Genomic DNA, 19,765 nt, shown 5'->3' with positions numbered 1-19,765 from the left:
AGGGCGCAGATCATACGCGAATCGCCACCGGTTGCAACCGGATTGGTACTAATGCCCGGAAAGCTCGAACACCCCGAACAAGGCCGCGTGATCCGACAATTCACGCCAGCTGCCCTCCCCCAGGCAGGCGCAGGACACCGGCTTGAGCCCGCGGTAGTAGATGCGGTCGACCGGAAACACCGGGGCCCAGACCGGGAAGGTGCGGGCGTGACGCCCGGTCAACTTGACGAACAGCTCCCTGAGGCCCAGGTCGCTGCGCAAGTGGCGCTCGGCCTGCATGCGCCAGTCATTGAAATCGCCGGCGATGATCATCGGCTCGTCCCGCGGCACGTGCTCCTCGATGCGCTCCACCAGGGTGCGGATCTGGGCCCGGCGCTCGCGCTCGAGCAGGCCGAGGTGGACGCACAGCGTGTGTACCGGTTTGTCGAAGCCGGGAATGTCGATCACCCCGTGGAGGATGCTCCGACTGGAGCGCGGAAACAGGGCCACGTCGATATTTTCCCAGCGCGTGAAGGGGTGCATGCTGAGGATGGCATTGCCGTGATCCCCTTTGCGATAGATGGCGTTGCGACCATAGGCGTAGTGGGGCCAGGACTGGTCCGCCAGGTACTCGAAGTGAGGCTGGTCGGGGTAGGAGGCGCGACGGCGCTTGCGGGCACTTTTCTCAGCGTGGCCGTGGATCTCCTGCAGGAAGACGATATCGGCCCCGGTTTCAGCGATTCGCTCACGCATGGCGTCCAGCATGAAGCGCCGGTTGCCTGCACAGTAACCCTTGTGCACGTTGTAGGTGAGGATGTGCAGTTGTGGAATCGCCGTTCCCGCCTGCTGGATATGCTGGCTCTCGCTCTGCGACCCCATAGCCTCCCGCTTCCTTAAACCCCAAGACAAAATGCAGGACACTATAGCCCAGAGCTCTGCGGAGGTGGACCTCACCCCCGGGAATTGACCGAAATTTAAACCAATGCGCTCCGATCCGGGTGTCGGCCTTGCCACTTACCTGCCCGCAGGTAGAATTAAAGCGCATATCCATCCTGCGCCAGCCGCCTATTGCCGGCACAAAGCCGGCACCCAGCCGAGGAGAACTTGCCGTGGCCAACCAGTCCCGCCCTTCACACTCACCCCTGACGCCCGTGATCATTACCGGTGGCGCCTCGGGCATCGGCCGCGCCTGCGCCGAGGCCCTGGCCGAAGCCGGCCGCCCGGTGGCAATCTGGGACCTCGATGCCGCTGCGGCGGAGAACCTCGCCAGTGAACTGGCGAAGCAGTACGACATTGAGGCAATCGGGCTGGCGGTGGACGTCGCCAGCCTCGACGCGATTCGTGCCGGGGTCGCTACCAGCCGGGAAGCCCTGGGCCCGCTCGGCGGCCTGGTCCACAGCGCCGGCGTCAGCGGGGTAGCGACCATCGAGCAACTCACCCAGGACACCTGGCAACAGGTGATGGACATCAACCTGCGCGCCCAGGTCTTCCTTATCCAGGCCATGCTGGAAGACCTCAAGGCCACGCCGGGCGCCGCGGTGGTCGGAATTTCCTCGATCAATGCCACCCAGGGCAATGCCATGAACCCCACCTACAGTGCCAGCAAGGGCGGCATGCTGGCCATGAACCGGGCGCTGGCCGATGAACTGGCCCGCTATGGGGTGCGCATCAATTCGGTATCACCGGGGCACATTGCCACCCCGATGCTGCTGGGGGGACTGGAGCACGCCCCCGGGCAAAAAGAGGCCTTTGAGCGACGGATCCTGCTGGGGCGGCTGGGAGAGCCGCGGGAAATCGGTACTGCGGTACGCTTCCTGCTATCGGATGACGCCAGCTATATTACCGCCACCGAACTGGTGGTGGACGGCGGCAATCTTTCGTCCCAGCGCGGCTGACTGGAAGGCCCACATGGCCGGGTTCAGGACAGGGCGGCAGCCTGTTCCGCCAGGGGGACCATGTTCTCCACGCTGAAAGCCTCCCGGGCGGCGGCGATGCGCTCGGCGTCGGTGTCACAGCGGTCGGCAATCTCGTCGGCGCGGTGCAGGCGGCCGATCAGCCCCTCCTGGTTGGCCACCTGGATGGACAGCCCGGGGCGGGCGTTCAGCTCCAGTAGCATGGGCCCGCGTTTCCGGTCGAGAACGATGTCGGCGCCGAGGTAACCGAGACCGCACATCTCGGCGCAGCCCGCGGCCAGTTCAAGGATCTCCTGCCAGCGGGGAATCTTCAGCTCGGTAAAGCGCGCGCCGGTATCCGGGTGATGGGTCACCAGCCTGCCCTGTTGCACGGCTGCAACGGGGCAGCCACTGCCAATATCGATGCCCACCCCTACAGCGCCCTGGTGCAGGTTGGCCTTGCCATCGGAAGCGTGGGTGGCACAGCGGATCATGGCCATGACCGGCACGCCGCGATAGACGATCACCCGTATATCCGGCACACCCTCGTGGCTGTAGGGGGCCATCACGGGATCAAAGTCCAGCAGGGCCTCGATCATCGCCTGGTCGTTGCGGCCGCCCAGACTGTACAGCCCGGCGAGAATATTGGAGGTGTGGCGCCGGAGGGCATCGGCGTCGATCACCGCGCCGGAGGACTTCACAAAGTGGTCGCCATCGCGTCCGGTGATCACGAGGATGCCCTTGCCGCCGCTGCCCTGCACCGGCTTGATCACGAAGCTCTCGCGCTGGGCCAGTTCCTCCACGATATCGTTGATTTCGAACTGGTATTCCACCACGCCGTAGAGCTCCGGGGTGGGCACCCCGCGGTCAAGTGCGGCGTGCTTGGTCAGCAGTTTGTCGTCCACCAGCCGGTAGTTGCGGCGCACGTTACAGCGCCCGATAAAACCGACGTTACGCCGGTTCATGCCGAGGATGCCGAGTTTGCGCAGGGTGCGCGGAGAGACCAGGCGGATCACTGGGGTTTCACCATTTCCCGGAAGCGGTAGAGCTCTGACAGGCGATAGCCGGTGTACTTGCCGAGCAGCAATACCACTCCCAGCAGGCTGAACAGCAGTTCGGGGAAGTTGAAGGTCAGGTGGGCGACCAGCGGAATCGACATCACCAGGTAGGCGAGCACCGCCACCAGCAAGCTGCCACCGCCCTGGATCAGCACCTCATGGCCGCCCTCTTCCTCCCACAGTATGGACATCCGTTCCACCGTCCACGCCAGGATGATGATGGGGAAGAAGGTGACTGTCAGCGCCTGGTCCAGGCCCAGCTTGTAAGCGATGATGGCCATGGTAGCCATCAGCAGTATCACCACAATAATGACCGCCGAGACCCGGGCCACCAGTAATAAATTGAGATGCGACAACCAGGAACGTATCCACAGCCCTACCCCGACGATCACCAGGAAGATGGCCAGCCCAACCCACAACGTGGTCTGCAGGAACGCCAGCGCAATCAGTACCGGCATGAAGGTGCCCGAGGTTTTCACCCCGATAATCAGCCGCAGCAGCACGACCATGAACGTGGCCACGGGTATCAGCAGCAGTCCCTTGAAGATACCCTGCTGCTCCACCGGCAGGGCGTAGATGGAGAAGTCCAGCAGGGCGAACTGCTCGCTCTGCTGCTCCATCGATACCACGGTCTTGGCGGGCACGTTGTTGCTGACCAGGGCAAACTCGAGCCGCGAATCCCGCGCCCCCATCACCCGCAGGACGGTGCCGGGGCCCCGCTGCCAGACGAAGAAGTCATCGGGTAAACCCACTTCACCGCTGACCGGGTCCAGCAGTACCCAGCGGTCGCCGTCGTAAATTTCCAACATGGCGCTGAGGGTCTGGCGGCGGCGCCCGTCCTCCAGCCGGATGCCCCGTACCAGGTGTGCGGGAATCTCGGCGAAGGTCATTACATGCAGCATCAATTCCTGTAACGAGCCGGCATAACTGTCGATCAGGAAGGCCGTGTCGGCGTCGGGTTCGCTCCGATTCAGATCCTGTATGAGCAGACGAGCGAGGGTTTCCGGCCCGGTGGACTTCTCCCGTAACAGTTCCACCAGCCGCTCCATGGCGGTGAGCTGGTCGGCCTGCATCCGCGGCTTGCTGTCGAGCTGTACCGGGTAGTCGGGCAGCGAGTCCACGTTGGCCCGGTAGGACTGGATCTTGTAGTACAGCGTGGTCGGCCGCTCCAGGTCCTGGCGGGTCCAGCGCGCCTCGCGACGGCCGGCCTCGTCGTCGACCGAAAAGCCAAAGCCGGACGAGGCAAAGTGCTCATCCAGGAGAACCCAGCCGCCGAGGGCCTGGGGCATTTTCAGGTCGACTTCCACAGGGCCCGAGGACGGCTTGAAACTGATTTTTGACTCGATGGTCCACACTTCCCGGGATTCGCCGGGTAGCAATGGCAGGCCGAGGCGACCGGCCTTGTACAGGGTCAGGCCGAGACCAAACACGATGAGGAAGGCAGCGACCAGGCCAATCTTGAGTTTGGAGGCAATCATCCTGGCGCAACCCTAATCGGCGAGATAGCGCTGGCCGACATCGACAATGGCGACATCGGTAAGGAAGTTACGCCCGACCTGCAGCGGAAATTCCGATTCATCGCGTTCGCTCAGGGCCACGTCGATCAGGGAGCGACTATCTCCGATGGTGAGCCAGAGCTGGACGATATAGCGCCGCTCGCTGCTGCCATCGCGCCGCTTGATCATCAACCGCCGTTCTACCGGGGTCTCCACTTCCACCGGTTGCTCACTCTCTGCGCCGGACAGGTCGAACATCACGAAGCGCTGGCCATCCTTTTCGAACTGGCGCAGGTTCTGGACCGTCAGTACGGTGACATCTGAACCGGTGTCGATGCGGGCCTTCAGCTCCAGCCCGGGCGGCTCTACCGTCGCCCACTCCTCGGAACCAATCACCGGCAGGTTAAGCTTGCCCGCCCTCAGCGGTACCGGGGCCGGTGCGGGGACGGTGCGGGTGATCACTTTCTCCACCACGGGAGGCGCCGGACAGGCCCGCGCATCGCAGACTGGACATTCAACCACGGGCACCGGGGGACAGACCCGCTCCTCGGCGACAGCGGGAGGCTCTACGGGCGTAGAGCTACAGGCCGCAACCAGTAGTCCGGGCAGCAAGGCGGCGAGCGCTTTGTGTCGTGTCACTATGACCTCGTGTTATGTCATGGTCCTGATACCAGTAATCCGGTAACTGCCCGGGGCGGGGTCCCGGGCCGGCTGGAATCAGGCGAGGTAGTCAGTGTAGCAGGCGCGCTGTTGGCAGGAAACTTGGGAGATACCCTGCCCGGGGCAGGGCATCCTCTTCCGAGACGGGTTTCAATAGCCCGCCGCGAGTGCGAGCGGCCGTGAATTCAACCGTGGGGATCGGCCCGGCGAATCAGGGTATCAATGTCGAGACCGCGTGGCAGGCCACCAAAATTGCGCTGGCTGCCTCCGACCAACCGCGAGGCGATAAACGCCTCCGCCACCGGCTGGTTACCCGTGCGCAACAGCAGACTCGACTGCATGGTCAGGGCCAGCTGGTCAACAATCTGGCGGGCGCGATACTCGATGTCGTCGGGATCGCTGAACTCGGCTTGCAACTGCCCCACCGCAGCATCCAGGCGGGGGTCGTCGCCGCGGGTCCGTCCGAGTTCGGCAAACCAGGCTTCCAGGGTCTCCGGACTCCGACTGAGGGCTCGCAGCATATCCAGGGCCTGGACATTGCCTGACCCTTCCCAGATCGCGTTGATGGGCGCGTCACGGTACAGTCGGGCCATAATAAAGTCCTCGGTGACCCCGTTCCCGCCCAGGCACTCCATGGCCTCGTAGGTGTGGAAGGGCGTGCGCTTGCAAATCCAGTACTTGCCGGTCGGCAGCCCCAGGCGCAGTAACAGCTTTTCCTGTTCGTCGCCGCCGGGAGCAAGGCTCTTGTCCAGTGCCTCACCCATACGCAAAGTCAGGGCCAGCGAGCCCTCCGCCTCCAGTTGCAGGTCCGCCAGTACATTGCGCATCAGCGGCTGGTCGATGAGGGTCTTGCCGAAGGCGGATCGCCCGGCAGCGTGATTCACCGCCTGGGCCACGCCCTGGCGCTGGGCGGCCGCCGAGCCAATCATGCAGTCGAAACGGGTCATGGAAACCATCTCGATAATGGCCCGCACGCCGCGCCCTTCTTCCCCGACCATCCAGCCGAGAGCCCCGCGCAGTTCTATTTCCGAGGAGGCATTGGAGACGTTGCCCATCTTGTCCTTGAGTCGCTGCACCTGGATGGGGTTCTTGCTGCCATCGTCGCGCCAGCGAGGCACCAGGAAACAGCTCAGGCCGCCCTCGGCCTGGGCCAATACCAGAAAGGCATCGCACATCGGTGCCGAGGTGAACCATTTGTGCCCCACCAGTTCATAGGCGTCACCGGGGCCACCGCCAGCCAGGGGCCGGGCCCGGGTGGTGTTGGCGCGCACATCCGAGCCCCCCTGCTTCTCGGTCATCCCCATACCGATGGTCAGGGCCTGCTTTTCGGTGTGGGGCACATTGCGCGGGTCGTAGGCGCGATTGAGAATCTTCGGCAGCCAGGTGTCGCCGAGGGAGGGCGTGAGACGCAGACTGGGAACCGAGGCGAACGTCATGGTCAGCGGGCAACCGTGCCCGGACTCCACCTGGGCCTGCAGGTAGTACTGTGCGGCCCGCGCCACATGGGCCCCGGGGCCTGGATCGGTCCAGGGAGTGCTGTGCAGGCCAGCCTCCAGCCCCAGGGTCATGAGGTGATGGTAGGCGTCGTGGTACCTGACCAGGTCAACCCGGTGGCCCTGGCGGTCGTGGGAGGCAAACTGCGGCTTGCTCGCGTTGGCCTGAAAGCCCCACTCGTAGACCTGGGCACTGCCACAGCGCGCGCCGTGCTCCGTCAAGCGGGATTCGGCCCAGGCGGCGCCGTGCCGCTCCACGGCCTCGCGCAGTGCGGTATCGCCGGAGTAACTGTTGTAGCCCTCCAGCGCCCGGGACTGGTTGAAGACTTCGTGGGTGGTCGCCAGGGCGGCGGAGGACAGGTCAAGGTCAGTATTATGCATTGTGGTACTCCGGGCGGAACGGGCGGGATCGCCAAAACTGCGCCATGGTAACCGCTGGCCGGCCCTACGGAAAACGCCCATCCGCTGGCGAGTCCGCCAAGCGCGGGCGGGAGCGCCCCACCGCAGACTCGCGATTAAAGTGCTAGGATGAAGGTAACGTCCCGCGTTGCGGGCGAGCCCCGCACCACACAGGAGTACCAATGCCCCCCATCAAAGCGCGCATCAATCCCCCTGTTTTCTTCGGCTCCGCCACCCTCGCCCTCCTGATCGTCATCTTCGCCGTGCTGAGCCCCGACACTGCAGACCGCTGGTTCGGCCAACTGCAGGACTGGGTAGTGAATGAAGTGGGCTGGTTCTACATCCTGGCCGTAGCGCTATTCCTGATTTTCGTCCTCTATCTCGCCTTTTCCGAACTCGGCCAGATCAAGCTGGGGCCCGAGCACAGCGAACCGGATTACAGCTACACCTCCTGGTTCGCCATGCTGTTTTCCGCCGGCATGGGCATCGGTTTGATGTTCTTCGGGGTGGCCGAACCGGTCATGCACACCATGAGCCCGCCTGTCGGGGAAGGCGGTACCATCACTGCCGCCCGCGAGGCGATGCGCATCACCTATTTCCACTGGGGCATTCACGCCTGGGCCATTTATGCGGTGGTCGCCCTGTCGCTGGCCTATTTCTCGTTCCGCCAGGGGCTGCCACTCACCATTCGCTCGGCGCTCTACCCCATTATCGGTGAGCGTATTCATGGGCCGATAGGCCACGCGGTGGATACCTTCGCGGTACTTGGCACCCTGTTCGGCGTAGCCACCTCTCTCGGTTTCGGGGTGATCCAGGTGAACTCCGGCCTCAACTACCTGTTCGAGATTCCGGTCAGCGCCACGGTACAGGTGGTACTGATCTTCTCCATTACCGCCCTCGCCACTATCTCCGTGGTCATGGGGCTGGACGGGGGTATTCGTCGTGTCTCGGAACTGAATATGGTTCTGGCGGCAGCCCTGCTGCTGTTCGTCCTGCTGGAAGGGCCCAGCATCTTCCTCGTCCAGGCCTACCTCCAGAACCTGGGGGCCTACCTGTCGCAACTGGTGGAGACCACCTTCAATCTGTACGCCTACCGCCCCAGTGACTGGATCGGTGGCTGGACCCTGTTTTACTGGGGCTGGTGGATCGCCTGGTCACCGTTTGTAGGCATGTTTATCGCCCGGGTCTCCCGCGGCAGGACCATACGCGAATTCGTGATCGGCGTGCTGCTGGTGCCCACGGGCTTTACGTTCTTATGGATGACGGTATTCGGCAATACCGCCCAGTACGAGATACTGATCAACGGGGCGACGGAACTGGCGGACGCCGTGGCCGCGGACACCTCGGTTGCCCTGTTCAAGTTCTTCGAATACCTGCCCCTCTCCGCTGTTGCCTCGGGCCTGGCAACCCTGCTCGTCATTACCTTTTTTGTTACCTCCTCCGACTCGGGCTCCCTGGTCGTCGATATGCTGACGGCGGGCGGCGAGGATGAATCCCCGGTGTGGCAACGCATCTTCTGGGCTGCTTCGGAGGGCTGTATTGCCGCCGCCCTGCTGGTGGCCGGAGGCTTACAGGGCCTGCAGGCCGCCACCATTGCCAGCGCCCTGCCCTTCACCATTGTCATGGTGCTCATGTGCTGGGGGCTGCTGCGCGCGCTGCGCATGGAAGTGATGAAACGCCACACCCTGCGGGAAGCGACCACGACCCCGCTAGTCAGCCAGCACCCGATACCCTGGCAACAGCGCCTGCGCCGGGTGATCCATCACCCGAAAAAGCAGGAAGTCCTGGCGTTCATCGACACCGAGGTGCGCGACACCCTGGAGGAGTTCGCCACTGCCATTCACCTGGAAGGACTGGAAGCCCAGGTGAGCGAGGGCGAGGACGGGAGAGTCCGGCTGGAGGTCAAGCACGACAGCGAGCGCGATTTCCATTACGGCGTGCGACCGGTCGCCCGGTGGGCGCCGGCCTTCATCATGCGGGACACCCGCCACGAGCGCGGGGACAAGCTGGAGTACTATCGGGCAGAGGTCTTCCTCAGTGAAGGCAGCCAGGCCTACGACATCATGGAGTGGAACAAGAACCAGATCCTGGCCGACGTCATCACCCAGTACGAAAAGCACATGCACTTTCTCGGCCAGCTGCGCGCCGGCTGACCGCCCGCGCGCCAACTGGCGCGCGGTGGTCGGAGGGCCCGGATCAGTGGCGGATGGCGTTGAACAGGTCGACGAAGCTGTTCTGGCGCGCGATCTCTATCGGCATGTGGAGTCGGCGCGCGATATCGCTGGACGATATCAGTCCGCGGATATGATGCAGGCCGGAATCCACCACCAGGCAGTGTTGCTGCCCTCGCTGCTTGAGGGTTTCCACCACATCCCGGATGCGGGCATGGGCGAGCAGGTCGAAGTCGAGGGCCTGGATTTCACTGCGCGGTGACATCAGATCGACCACCCGCAAATCATCCCGGGCGCTGCCTCGCGAGATGTGGGACATCAGGTTCTGGTGCTCCAGATCGGAAGCGCTGATCGTACCCACGAACTCGTCGTGCGCGTCCACTACCAGCATCAGTTTGACATGCGCGCGGCGCATGCGACGGTCCGCCTCGCTGACGGACACTCCCTGGTAAATAACCAGGGGCTTGTGGAAGCGGAAGTCGGTAAAGATCTCCAGGGCCGACGAATCCCAGGTGATATCGGCAAATTCCTCGGGGTGGACCAGATGGTCAATGGACTGAAGGGGTTTCAATTCCAGCGTTTTCATTGTTTTCACCTTGATAAGGGCGCCCTGTCAACCGGGACAGGAGCCGTTCTGAACAGTTTTCTGGCGAGCCGTGAAAGGCCCGGCCGCGTGAACGTCAGGCGGTGAAGGTGGGGGGTGCCCGAATGCGGGGCGCGTTCGTATGTCGGTACAGGCGCGCTGTTACAGGGGGAACAGCGTGCGCTAGCCCCGGACAGGGAACGGCCGCATCGGCAATGGCGGACGGCAGTACAGCAGGATCGTCCAACTCCCGGTCGCCACTCGTGTCCTGACCCAGGACGCAAAGCCCGGAATCGAGCGCCGCCTGCGGCTCAGCAGCAGAGGCCGCGGCCACACCGAGGGTGGCCAGCAGGAAGCAGAGCGTGAGTAGACGGGTCACGAGAGAAAGGGAACCTCGATACTGGATAACAGGGGATTAGAGTGTCACCCGGGCGGACGGTTCCCGGCAATTGTAAATTCTTCACCTGTTTCTGTTAGGCAGCGCCGCAGTCTGGCAGGGTCACGACACTGGCAACGGAGCACTGCCGGGCAGTATCCGGGCGCGGGCATTAGGTTCCCCCATCTGGTATACGCCCTGAAGCTCCTGCAAAATAGCGCCATGGATAACTCGATACAGGTCCTGGCGGGCATTATTCAGCTGGCCGTTGCCCCCGTGTTTCTGCTGGCGGGTATCGCCGGCTTTCTCAATGTCATGTCCGGCCGCCTCAGCCGCATCGTTGATCGCGCGCGCATCGTCGAACTCCGGGTAGGCACGGTGACCGAGGAGCCGAGGCTGTCGATGACCCGGGTGGAGCTGCGCACCCTGTGGCGACGGGTTCGCCTGATCAACTGGTCGATCGGCATGTGCACAGCGTCGGGCCTCTCGGTGTGTAGCGTGATAGTCAGCCTGTTCATCGGCCACCTGTGGGACCTGCACATTGCCCAGGTCGTGGTGAGCCTGTTCATGCTCGCCCTGCTCCTGCTGATCGTGGCCCTGGTGTTATTCCTGAAGGAGGTCCAACTCGCGACCCGGGTGCTTCACGCCGGCCGCGAGTATCCGGACTGAGCGCCCCCGGCGGGGAATTTCCCCACCATCCGGCTGTCTGAATGCCACACTTTGGAACCAAGAGATTCTCTATGTTGAAACAACCCCTGGCCATCATGTTGAAACACCTGCTGGCCACCCTCCCGCTGGCTGTGTTACTGGGCGCCTGCGCGGACCCGGCCCAGGAGGCCACCGAGGCCGTTACCGCTGCCTTTGGCCCCAAGGGAACAACGGAAATCAGCGAAATCGAACAGTATCCCTCCGGCGTGCTATGCGGCATGTACGAACGCTTTGACCGCTGGGGTGAAAGCAGCAGCAAGCGCCGCTTTGTCTACGTGGATGGCGAGGCCAGGGTGCGACCCAGCCGCGAAGACCTGGCAGTGTACTGCGCCGAGAACCCGAAACAGGTGGTCGAGGCAATGCTGGGGATCCCGGTCAGCGGTGACAGCGCCGCGCACACAGCACGGGCTGCGGCGGACATGGCCATGCTTGCAGCCACCCTGGAGCGCTACTACATGGAAAATGGAGGTTATCCCTCGACCGAGCAGGGGCTTGCATCGCTGGTCAGTAAACCCGAGAGCGCCAAGCCACTGGATAACTACCCTGAGGGCGGCTACCTTGAAGCGCTACCAAAGGACCCCTGGAACAGGCCCTACGTCTACGAAGGCCCGGCGTGGGGTGGTGTGAGGAGCCCTTACCAACTGCAAACCTACGGGGCCGATGGCAAGCCCGGTGGCAGTGGCCCGGATGCCGACATTCGCTCGGACAAGCTGGAATACCTGGCCTTCGCCGCCGGGTTATAGGCCCAGCAGTGCTGAAATCCGGACTTTTTCCCGGAAAATTGCCGCCAGCGTGGGCTCAACCCGCTAGTGTGTCAGGTGGTTTTCAGTAAATGGGGAGAACAGCCCATGTTCATCCGGATGACAGTCATCGGACTGCTGCTCAGCGCGAGTGTGGCCCAGGCCAAGGTATACAAGTGTGTGGACCCGGCCACCGGCAAGACCACCTTTACCGACGTCGCCTGCGCGAGTAACAAGGCCTCCGACGACCAGGTCAGGGTCAAGCCGCAGAATTTCGGCGCCTCTGGCCACCGCAGCCAGGCCAGCTCACAGCAGCGCGTCTGGCGCAGCCAGGACCCGAGCCGCCGGGAGTTGGACGCTGACCAGCAAGCGCGTGGCAGAGCTGCCCCGCGCAACGCCGGCACCGACCGGTTGCATTGAAATGACAGGAGATATTGGTTGTTACGCATCGAACCCGGGCTTTCACTGTCCGAGGATGAAATTGAATTCAGCGCCATCAGGGCACAGGGGGCAGGCGGGCAGAACGTCAATAAAGTCTCCAGTGCGATTCACCTGCGCTTCGATATCCGCGCTTCGTCGCTGCCCGAACCGGTAAAAGAACGCCTGCTCGCCGCGTCGGATCGTCGCGTCACCAGCGATGGCGAGGTGGTCATCAAGGCCCAGCGACATCGCACCCAGGAAAAAAACCGCACCGACGCCCTGGAACGACTGGCGCAACTCATTCGCGATGCCAGCCATGTCCCCAAGAATCGCCGCCCCACGCGCCCGACCCGCGCCTCGCAAAAACGACGGATGGATGCAAAGAATCGCCGCGGGCAAGTCAAGGCGCTGCGGGGCAAGGTACAGGACTGAACGCCGCCACTACACGTTGCAGCGAGCTTTGGTTGCCCCGCTTCCGTGACTTGTAGTTGTCGTAATCCCCACTATAGTTGAGCTGTACAGCCGCCGGATAATGGCGGTTTTTCCGTTACGGCTGGCACGAGGTCAGCCAGATCAAGGGAGAGGTTAATGAACATACAGGTATCAGGCATTTTCGGACTACTGATTCTCATTGCCGACATCTGGGCCATTGTGAACGTCCTGCAGTCGAACGCAGACACACTGAAGAAAGTCATCTGGATCGTGGTCATTCTGGTGCTCCCGGTACTCGGCCTGGTGCTGTGGTTCCTGTTCGGCCCACGGGGGTAGCAGCCATGTCGATACGCAGTTTGCTGGCCTGCTGGGTACTGTGCTGTGCCAGCGTGTTCTCGTCTCTGGCAGTGGCCGGGGAAAGCCTGCCCGGGCGCATACAGGTAACTGGCGAAGGCAGTGCCGTGCTGGCGCCGGACATGGCCACACTGTCGCTGACCGTGACCCGGGAGGGCGAGAGCGCCAGCGCTGCCCTGTCAGCGAATTCAGAAGCCATGCGGCAGGTGATGGCGGCCATGCGCGAGGCCGGCGTGGCGGAGAAGGACCTGCAAACCAGTAATTTCTCTATCGCTCCCCGCTATGCACGGCCGGACCCGAGAGCTGCAGGTGAACAACAGGGGCCCACCATTATTGGCTACGTGGTGCGCAACGGCCTCAGTGTGCGCATCAGGGATATCACCCTGGTTGGAAAACTGCTCGATACGGCAGTCAGGCAGGGCGTCAACGAAGGCGGGCAAATCAGCCTGGGTAACGCCAACCCGGAGGAGGCCATCGATCTGGCTCGCGAGCGAGCGATGCGCGACGCCCTGTCCCGGGCAAAGGTCCTGGCCGCGGCCGCCGGGGTGAAAACCGGTGACATCATCGAAATCCAGGAACAAAGCTACCGCGGCGGGCCCTCCCCTGCCCCGATGTTCCGGATGAGCGAAATGGCTGCTGCCGACTCGGTACCGGTGGCCGGCGGGGAGAATGAATACCGCGTGAGTGTCAGCCTCACCATCGCAATCCAGCCCTGACCCCCTTTAACGAAGCGGGGGAATCGGGGAATGGCCAGCATACTGTGCGTCTGGGAAATGGGAGGAGGCACTGGTCACCTCGCCAACCTGACGCCCTGGGTGAAGGAGGCAGTACGCCGTGGCCACCGGGTGACGCTGGCGGTGCCCAACGTCGACATCGCGGCGCGCTGGTTCGCCGGCCACGCCATTGATATCGTGCCGGCACCCCTCTCCCCGCAACAACGCAAGCCACCCGCGGCCCAGCTGCTGTCGTTCACCCAGGTGCTACTCCACAACCTGGGGGCTGCCGACGAACTCGCGCCCCGGGTCGCCGGCTGGCAGGCCTTGTTCGACCGCTTGCAACCGGACGTCGTGCTGTACGAGTTTGCACCGGCGGCCCTGATCGCCAGCCTGGGTCGCCCCTGGCAAAAATGGATCATCGGCAACGGCTTCACCCTGCCCCGCGTCGACCTGCCCTACTTCGGCCTGTTCCCCCGGGTTCGCAATACCGAGGCCAACACCCGTGCACTGGCTACCGCCGAAACACAACTCGTGCATTGGGTAAACAGTGTGCAAACAGAGGCGCTGACGCACCCGGCTGAACTCTACGCCCAGGCCGACGAACAACTGTTGATGACACTGCCGGACATCGACCCCTTTGGCGAGCGCCCAACACCTTCCTACCTGGGTGTGGCTGCACCCGAACCCGGCGCCAGGCCACAATGGCCCGAGCGGAGCGGCACCAGGGTGTTTGGCTACCTCCAGCCTTTTCCGGGCCTGCCGCGGCTTTTGCAACATCTGCAACATCTCGGCCAGAGCGACGCCTGCGCCCTGATCTACTGCCCCGGTTTACCGGCATCCGCAAGCGCGGCCTACCCGGCAATCAACATGACCGGGCGACCGCTCGACCTGGGCCAGACATTCGACCAGGCGGACCTGGTGATTACCATGGCGAGCCACACCACCAGTGCCCAGGCGTTTCTCGCCGGTACCGCGCAACTCCTGCTGCCCATGGGGCTGGAACAGTTCTACACGGCCAGGCGGATCGTAGCGGCCGGCCGAGGTATCGGCGCTCGTGCAGATCAGTTTGAAAAAGGTGTGCTGGATCAGGCGCTGGCGTTGGCGGCGCGCGGTCGCGCCGATATCAATGCCAAACAGCGCCATGCGTTGCAGGGGGGAAACCTCGGTCGAAAAGTAACAGCGCTATTCGATGCGCTGCCGCTATGACTCAATCCTCGATAAAGGAGCGGGCCATCACATTGCTGGCGGGCTGAACGAGGTACTGCAGCAAGGTGCGTGACCCCGTATTGATCAACACCTCCGCCGGCATACCCGGCACCAGCCTCAGGTCTGCCATGCGCGCCAGGCTTGCGGGATCCACTTCCACCTGGGCCAGGTAATAGGGCTCACCGCTGTTGGCATTGATCAGGCGGTCGGCGGAAATGTTGACCACATGCCCCTCGGCAATCGGCGTACTCGCGCTCTTGAAGGCGCTGAATCGGATCCGAGCCTTGCCACCGGTGCGTACCCGGTCGATGTCCACCGGGGAGATTTCCGCGTCGACCATCAACTGCTGTTCCTTCGGCACAATATCCATGAGTGCTGTGCCGGGACGTACTACGCCACCGACAGTGTGTACACTCAAACCCAGTACGATGCCACTGACCGGGGCGCGGATCACTGTGCGCGCCACCTTGTCCTCTACCGCTCGCAGCCGTTCATTCACGTCAAACAGCCGGGACTGGATATCCTCCAGTTCATCCACAACTTCACTTCTCTGGTAACGTTCCAACTGGATAATCTGCAGCTGGGTTTCACCGATGCGGATACGGTTGGCGGAAATTTTCGACAGGGCTTCGGCGTTTTCTCCCACCAGGCTGGCGTAGGCCCGCTGGACCTCTGTCAGGCGCTGCTTGCCGGTAAAACCACGCTCCTGCAGGCTCTGCAGGTCCTTGATCTCGGATTCGTAGGAGGCCAGCAGACGGGCATTGCTCTCGCGCACGGCCTCCACGCCGCTGATCTGCGATTCGAGCTGCTCTACACGCTGCTCCAGCACTTCCCGCTCGCCGGCATTGGCACTCATTCTCGCATTGAATATCTCGTTCTGGCCGGCGATGGCCGCCTCCACCCGGGGATCATTCATCTCCGTGAGTTCGGCGGGATAGGCCACGCTGGACTTGCCATCACGTTCTGCCAACAACCGTGATTCCAATGCCCTGAGCGTAATGTACTGCCCGCGCAGCACCTCGCTTTCGGCACGGTACTGGGTGGCATCCAGGACGATCAGTGGGTCCCCTGCCGCGACGGGGTCCCCTTCACGAACATGGATAGCCTCGACAATGCCGCCCTCGAGATGTTGCAGGGTCTTGCGATAGTTTTTCACCGTTACCACACCGGGCGCCAGCGCCGCGCTGTCCAGGGGCGCAAAAGCCGCCCAGCCGCCAAATACGACAAAGACCAGGAACAGGACAATGCCACCGATCCAGCGGTAGCGTGTGTCAGACGTATCGAGCACCGACTCGTTCATGAGCCCACCGCCGAATCGCGCTGCCGCCGCCGCGCCTGGGACTGCAACGCTTCGAGCACTTCCTCCTTGGGCCCGAAGTGGGTAACACCCCCACCCCCCAGCACCATCAACTTGTCCACGGCGGCGAGGATGGTCTTGCGGTGGGAGATGACAAGGACAGTGGCGCCCCGCTCTTTCTGCGCCCTGAGCGCCTCGATCAGGGCCAGTTCACCGCGGTCGTCGAGATTGGAGTTGGGCTCGTCCAGCACCAGCAGGCAGGGGTTGCCGTAGAGGGACCGGGCCAGGGCCAGACGCTGGCGCTGGCCGGCAGAGAGGGCGCTGCCACCGGCACCAATCTGCATATCGTAGCCACCCGGCAAACTGAGAATGGCCTCGTGCACTCCCGCCTGGCGCGCCGCCTCGACCACCGCGGCTGCATCCACAGTGCCAAAGCGGGCAATGTTCTCGCTCACCGACCCCTCGAACAGTTCCACGTCCTGCGGCAGGTAGCCGACGTGCGGCCCCAGGTCTTCCCGATTCCAGGTGTAGACCTCAGCACCATCCAGGCGCAGCTTGCCGCCGGTTACCGGCCAGATGCCCAGCACTGCCCGGGCAAGGCTGGTCTTGCCCGAACCACTGGGCCCGACAATGGCGACACTGTCGCCCGGTTCAATACGAAAGCTCACGTTGCGCAGCACCAGGTTACGGGTGCCGGGCGGTGCGAGGGAAAGTTGTTCTGCGGTAATCAGCCCCTCGGGCGCAGGCAGGCTCATGCGCTCGGGTAGTGGCGGGATTTTCTGCAGTAGTCCGTCGAAGCGTCGGTACGCCAGCCGCGCCTGTACGAACTGGCGCCAGCCGGAAATCAACTGGTCCACGGGTGCCAGGGCCCTGCCCAACAGGATCGAGCCAGCGATCATGAGCCCGGGGGTAAGACGCTGTTCGATCACCAGATACGCGCCCAGCCCCAGAACCAGTGATTGCACCGTGAGCCTGAAGGTCCGCGACAGCGAGGCGAGTGCCCCCGCGGTGGAACCACGCTGCAGTTGCCGGGCGAGCAGTGACTGGTATCTCGACTGCCAGCGATTGCGGATATCACCCAGCATGCCCATGGCCTCGATCACCTCCGCGTTGCGCAGGTTCTTCAGCACAAAGGATTCAAGCGCAGAGGATTCTTCGCCCAGTTCGGCCTGCGTGTCCCGGCCGAGACGCGCGTTCAGCAGGGCCAAACCCAGCAACACCAGCGCCGACAGCAGGCCCACCAGCCCGAACAGGGGATGAAACCAGTACATCACCAGCAGATAGAGCGGCAACCAGGGGGCGTCGAAGAAGGCCAGCAGTGCATTGCCGGAAATGAACTGGCGCAGCACGGAGAGATCGGCGAGGGATCGAGCCTGGGCCGCCTGCCCCGAGGTATACAGTGCCTGACGGAAGGACACCTCGAAACCGCGGGCTTCCAGCAGGGTATCGAAGCGCGCGCCGGTGCGCAGCAAAATCTGCGAGCGCACCCACTCCAGCGCACCGATAGTGGCGAACAGGAGCAGCACCACCAGCGTCAGCATCAGCAGTGTCGGCAGGCTGGCACTGGGAATTACCCGGTCGTAGACCTGCAGCATGTAGAAAGCCGGGGTCAACAGCAGCAGGTTGATGGCGAGGCTGAAAGCCAGAACTACAAAGAAAGAGGCCCTGCACAGCTGCAAGGCCTGTTTCAATTCGCCGCTATTCTTCCGTTCTGTCACCGGGATCGCGATGGCCCCTCTTGTATCGCATGTATCGCTCGCATCTCAGCTACGGGCCAGCCCCGGACAAACCGCGGGCTGCCCCGATCAGGCAGCGACGATCGGTTCTTCCGGGGGCGCGATATCATTAAACCAGAGGTCGTACTGATCATCGTTGAAGATGAAAATACCGGTACCGCTACCGTCCGCATTGGCGTCCGCGTAGAGATCCTCCTTGGTCAGTTGCAAGCCGAAATCACCACCATAAAACGCGCCATTGCCATTTTCCAGGGTTCCCACGAAGAAGAAGAGATCGTCATCGGGGTGGAAGCCCCCATCAAAGTTGGCATCGACGTAGACCGCGATGGAGCCGTTCTCGCCGTTGAATCCAGGAGACCATTCCACGTTGACGGCCCTGTCGACCTGGGCGTCGGTGTCGAAGAAAAAATTATCTATCGGCGCATCGTCGGGCGTAAAGCTCTCGAAGGTGAACGGGCCGTAATCGCCCACCGTGGTAAACAGTATGTCTTCTATCGCCGTGGAGTCGACAGCGCCGAGATTAAAGGCCGTGAGATCAAACTTGTCTTGCCCTGCGAACACACCGTCGGTTCCGAAGGGTGTCAGCTGGAGGCTGTCGAAGTCGTCAAAGATATAATCAAACTCTCCCGGCCCAAACACTTCGAAGCGCCCGGAATCGTCAGGGCTATCGTAGACAATTTCGATCGAGGCTGGCGCTGAACTCTCGTCCTGCGGGATGAACCAGTTGAGGCCGAGGTCATAATCGAAGTCCGGGTCCTGCGCGTCCGTGAACATATCAAAGCGCAACAGCGAAGCCGAGAGATCGAAGTTTCCCTGCCGGTCGACAAAGGTATAAAAGTCTCCGCCCTCGACCAGGTCAAGGCCCAGGTCCACGACCAACTCTCCGGCGTTATTGGTCGCAAAGCCCGCGCTGGGAAACCCTTCGATCGAGAGTATCTCGAGGGTGAACTGATTGCCCTGCACCACCAGCATATCCTCACCCGGGGCGAAGTCCTCGAGCACGTTGGGTGCCTCGACAAACGAAACGCCAAACCCCGTCTGGAGCACAACCTCCACCTCTCCATCAAACACACCGGTGGGAATATCGTAATCCTCTGCGAAAATAAAGCGGTCCCGCCCCGCGTCACCGGTCAGGCTGTCTGCCCCGGTTCCTGCGTAAAGAACATCGTTACCGTCCCCTGCAACCAGCAGGTCGGTATCCTCTTCAAAGAAATCGTTGCCCCCGAACAGCAGGTCGTTACCACCCCCGCCGTAAAGCTCATCATTGCCACGGCCACCAAACAGCACATCGTCTCCTTCTACCGCGCCGTCCAGGGGCGTTTCGAAGTCACCGTAGATCACGTCCACGTAGGAGTCGCTGAAGGAAGAAGCCGTATACAGGTCGCCGAACAGCAGGTCGTTATCAGCCCCGCCTTCGATCAACTCCGCACCAAAACCACCGGCCACGATGTCATCGCCACCCCCGGCCCTGAAAGTATTGCTGCCCTGGTAATCAAGGCTGAAGCTCTCGAAACCGGCAAAGAAGTTGGCCACATCATTGCCAATGACCTCGAAGCCGCTACGGAGATTGGCATTGTCGAAGGAAGCCACCCCACCGATCGATAATTCCAGCGGCGCCGCCCCGGTGGCGGAGAAATCCAGCACCGATACGTCGGCGCCGAAATCGAAACCAAAGTCGGCGCCGAAGCCAAACAGCTGGCCCTCACCCCTGATCTCGAAAGAAGCGCCATGTGCAGCGATGGTCGCCTCAGTGAGGGCCAGGTTACTGAAACCGCTGACCGGCGCAACGGCTGCAAAATTGAAGTAGTCTCCCACGGTCAAGGTGCCGCCAGGCACACCAATGCCTGCCGCCGTTAGCCCTGTGCGCGTCACGCTGGACACATCCAGGCTTTCGAAGCTGAAGGGGACACCCAGAAGGCTGGACAGTTGCGAAGAGATGTCCGCCAGATCAATTGCCTCGGTGATGGTCAGCCCGAGGGTACCGAAGGCGGAGTCTGATAATTTTAGTGATGCCATATTGGTCTTCCCGTAATCGTCCCTGATTTCACT

The 19,765-nt window shown here is 62.7% G+C and carries 18 protein-coding genes; 9 read left to right on the top strand and 9 right to left on the bottom strand.

The window, feature by feature from the left end:
- Window positions 1–48 precede the first annotated feature (48 nt).
- The gene (locus FV139_RS05585; RefSeq protein ID WP_148067277.1) at window positions 49–858 is read right to left on the bottom strand and encodes an endonuclease/exonuclease/phosphatase family protein; all 810 of its coding nucleotides are present in this window, start codon (window positions 856–858) and stop codon (window positions 49–51) included.
- 230 nt (window positions 859–1,088) lie between these two features.
- Here FV139_RS05585 and FV139_RS05580 point away from each other — a divergent pair, with 230 nt between their 5' ends.
- Window positions 1,089–1,874 (top strand): SDR family NAD(P)-dependent oxidoreductase, encoded by a 786-nt coding sequence (locus FV139_RS05580; RefSeq protein ID WP_148067276.1) that lies wholly within the window; start codon window positions 1,089–1,091, stop codon window positions 1,872–1,874.
- A gap of 23 nt (window positions 1,875–1,897) precedes the next feature.
- Here the strand turns inward: FV139_RS05580 and FV139_RS05575 are convergent, their stop codons facing one another.
- The 4 genes from FV139_RS05575 to FV139_RS05560 all read right to left on the bottom strand — a co-directional run bounded on the left by FV139_RS05575 (window position 1,898) and on the right by FV139_RS05560 (window position 6,959).
- Window positions 1,898–2,887, bottom strand: a complete 990-nt coding sequence (locus tag FV139_RS05575; RefSeq protein ID WP_187276417.1) for an alpha-L-glutamate ligase-like protein — start codon at window positions 2,885–2,887, stop codon at window positions 1,898–1,900.
- Window positions 2,884–4,407 carry an inactive transglutaminase family protein gene (locus tag FV139_RS05570; protein ID WP_187276416.1) on the bottom strand — a complete coding sequence of 508 codons (1,524 nt, stop codon included), beginning with the start codon at window positions 4,405–4,407 and terminating at the stop codon, window positions 2,884–2,886. Before FV139_RS05570 ends, FV139_RS05575 begins: the two co-directional genes overlap by 4 nt.
- 12 nt (window positions 4,408–4,419) lie before the next feature.
- Complete coding sequence (locus FV139_RS05565; RefSeq protein ID WP_187276415.1) at window positions 4,420–5,064, bottom strand: ATP-dependent zinc protease family protein; 645 nt, start codon at window positions 5,062–5,064, stop codon at window positions 4,420–4,422.
- A 206-nt stretch (window positions 5,065–5,270) separates the two neighbouring features.
- Window positions 5,271–6,959: an acyl-CoA dehydrogenase family protein gene (locus tag FV139_RS05560; protein WP_148067274.1), complete on the bottom strand. Its 1,689-nt coding sequence runs from the start codon at window positions 6,957–6,959 to the stop codon at window positions 5,271–5,273.
- 200 nt (window positions 6,960–7,159) lie between these two features.
- Here FV139_RS05560 and FV139_RS05555 point away from each other — a divergent pair, with 200 nt between their 5' ends.
- Window positions 7,160–9,130: a BCCT family transporter gene (locus FV139_RS05555; RefSeq protein WP_148067273.1), complete on the top strand. Its 1,971-nt coding sequence runs from the start codon at window positions 7,160–7,162 to the stop codon at window positions 9,128–9,130.
- A 43-nt stretch (window positions 9,131–9,173) separates the two neighbouring features.
- Here the strand turns inward: FV139_RS05555 and FV139_RS05550 are convergent, their stop codons facing one another.
- Window positions 9,174–9,734, bottom strand: coding sequence for a CBS domain-containing protein (locus tag FV139_RS05550; RefSeq protein WP_148067272.1), 561 nt, complete (start codon window positions 9,732–9,734; stop codon window positions 9,174–9,176).
- A gap of 595 nt (window positions 9,735–10,329) precedes the next feature.
- Here FV139_RS05550 and FV139_RS05545 point away from each other — a divergent pair.
- From FV139_RS05545 to FV139_RS05515, 7 genes are all read left to right on the top strand, one after another.
- Window positions 10,330–10,776, top strand: a complete 447-nt coding sequence (locus FV139_RS05545) for a DUF2721 domain-containing protein (protein ID WP_148067271.1) — start codon at window positions 10,330–10,332, stop codon at window positions 10,774–10,776.
- A gap of 71 nt (window positions 10,777–10,847) precedes the next feature.
- Window positions 10,848–11,558 (top strand): type II secretion system major pseudopilin GspG, encoded by a 711-nt coding sequence (gene gspG / locus FV139_RS05540; protein WP_187276414.1) that lies wholly within the window; start codon window positions 10,848–10,850, stop codon window positions 11,556–11,558.
- Window positions 11,559–11,663: 105 nt separating this feature from the next.
- The gene (locus FV139_RS05535; RefSeq protein ID WP_148067269.1) at window positions 11,664–11,975 is read left to right on the top strand and encodes a DUF4124 domain-containing protein; all 312 of its coding nucleotides are present in this window, start codon (window positions 11,664–11,666) and stop codon (window positions 11,973–11,975) included.
- A gap of 18 nt (window positions 11,976–11,993) precedes the next feature.
- Window positions 11,994–12,407 (top strand): alternative ribosome rescue aminoacyl-tRNA hydrolase ArfB, encoded by a 414-nt coding sequence (gene arfB / locus FV139_RS05530; protein ID WP_148067268.1) that lies wholly within the window; start codon window positions 11,994–11,996, stop codon window positions 12,405–12,407.
- A gap of 156 nt (window positions 12,408–12,563) precedes the next feature.
- Complete coding sequence (locus FV139_RS05525; RefSeq protein ID WP_148067267.1) at window positions 12,564–12,743, top strand: PLDc N-terminal domain-containing protein; 180 nt, start codon at window positions 12,564–12,566, stop codon at window positions 12,741–12,743.
- Between the two features lie 5 nt (window positions 12,744–12,748).
- Window positions 12,749–13,477, top strand: a complete 729-nt coding sequence (locus FV139_RS05520) for an SIMPL domain-containing protein (RefSeq protein ID WP_148067266.1) — start codon at window positions 12,749–12,751, stop codon at window positions 13,475–13,477.
- A gap of 30 nt (window positions 13,478–13,507) precedes the next feature.
- Complete coding sequence (locus FV139_RS05515) at window positions 13,508–14,683, top strand: hypothetical protein (RefSeq protein WP_148067265.1); 1,176 nt, start codon at window positions 13,508–13,510, stop codon at window positions 14,681–14,683.
- A gap of 1 nt (window position 14,684) precedes the next feature.
- Here FV139_RS05515 and FV139_RS05510 read toward each other — a convergent pair whose 3' ends face one another.
- The 3 genes from FV139_RS05510 to FV139_RS05500 all read right to left on the bottom strand — a co-directional run bounded on the left by FV139_RS05510 (window position 14,685) and on the right by FV139_RS05500 (window position 19,732).
- Window positions 14,685–15,983, bottom strand: a complete 1,299-nt coding sequence (locus FV139_RS05510) for an HlyD family type I secretion periplasmic adaptor subunit (protein WP_148067264.1) — start codon at window positions 15,981–15,983, stop codon at window positions 14,685–14,687.
- A complete protein-coding gene (locus FV139_RS05505; protein ID WP_213004032.1) occupies window positions 15,980–17,698 on the bottom strand; it encodes a type I secretion system permease/ATPase in 1,719 nt (572 codons plus the stop codon). The genes FV139_RS05510 and FV139_RS05505 overlap by 4 nt, the downstream gene beginning before the upstream one ends.
- An 87-nt stretch (window positions 17,699–17,785) precedes the next feature.
- Window positions 17,786–19,732, bottom strand: a complete 1,947-nt coding sequence (locus tag FV139_RS05500) for a calcium-binding protein (protein ID WP_148067263.1) — start codon at window positions 19,730–19,732, stop codon at window positions 17,786–17,788.
- Window positions 19,733–19,765: the final 33 nt, after the last annotated feature.

The organism is Parahaliea maris (assembly GCF_008064665.1).
Lineage (GTDB): Bacteria > Pseudomonadota > Gammaproteobacteria > Pseudomonadales > Halieaceae > Parahaliea > Parahaliea maris.
The sequence above is the reverse complement of the archived record's forward strand: the minus strand, read 5'-3'. Positions and strand labels throughout refer to the sequence as shown.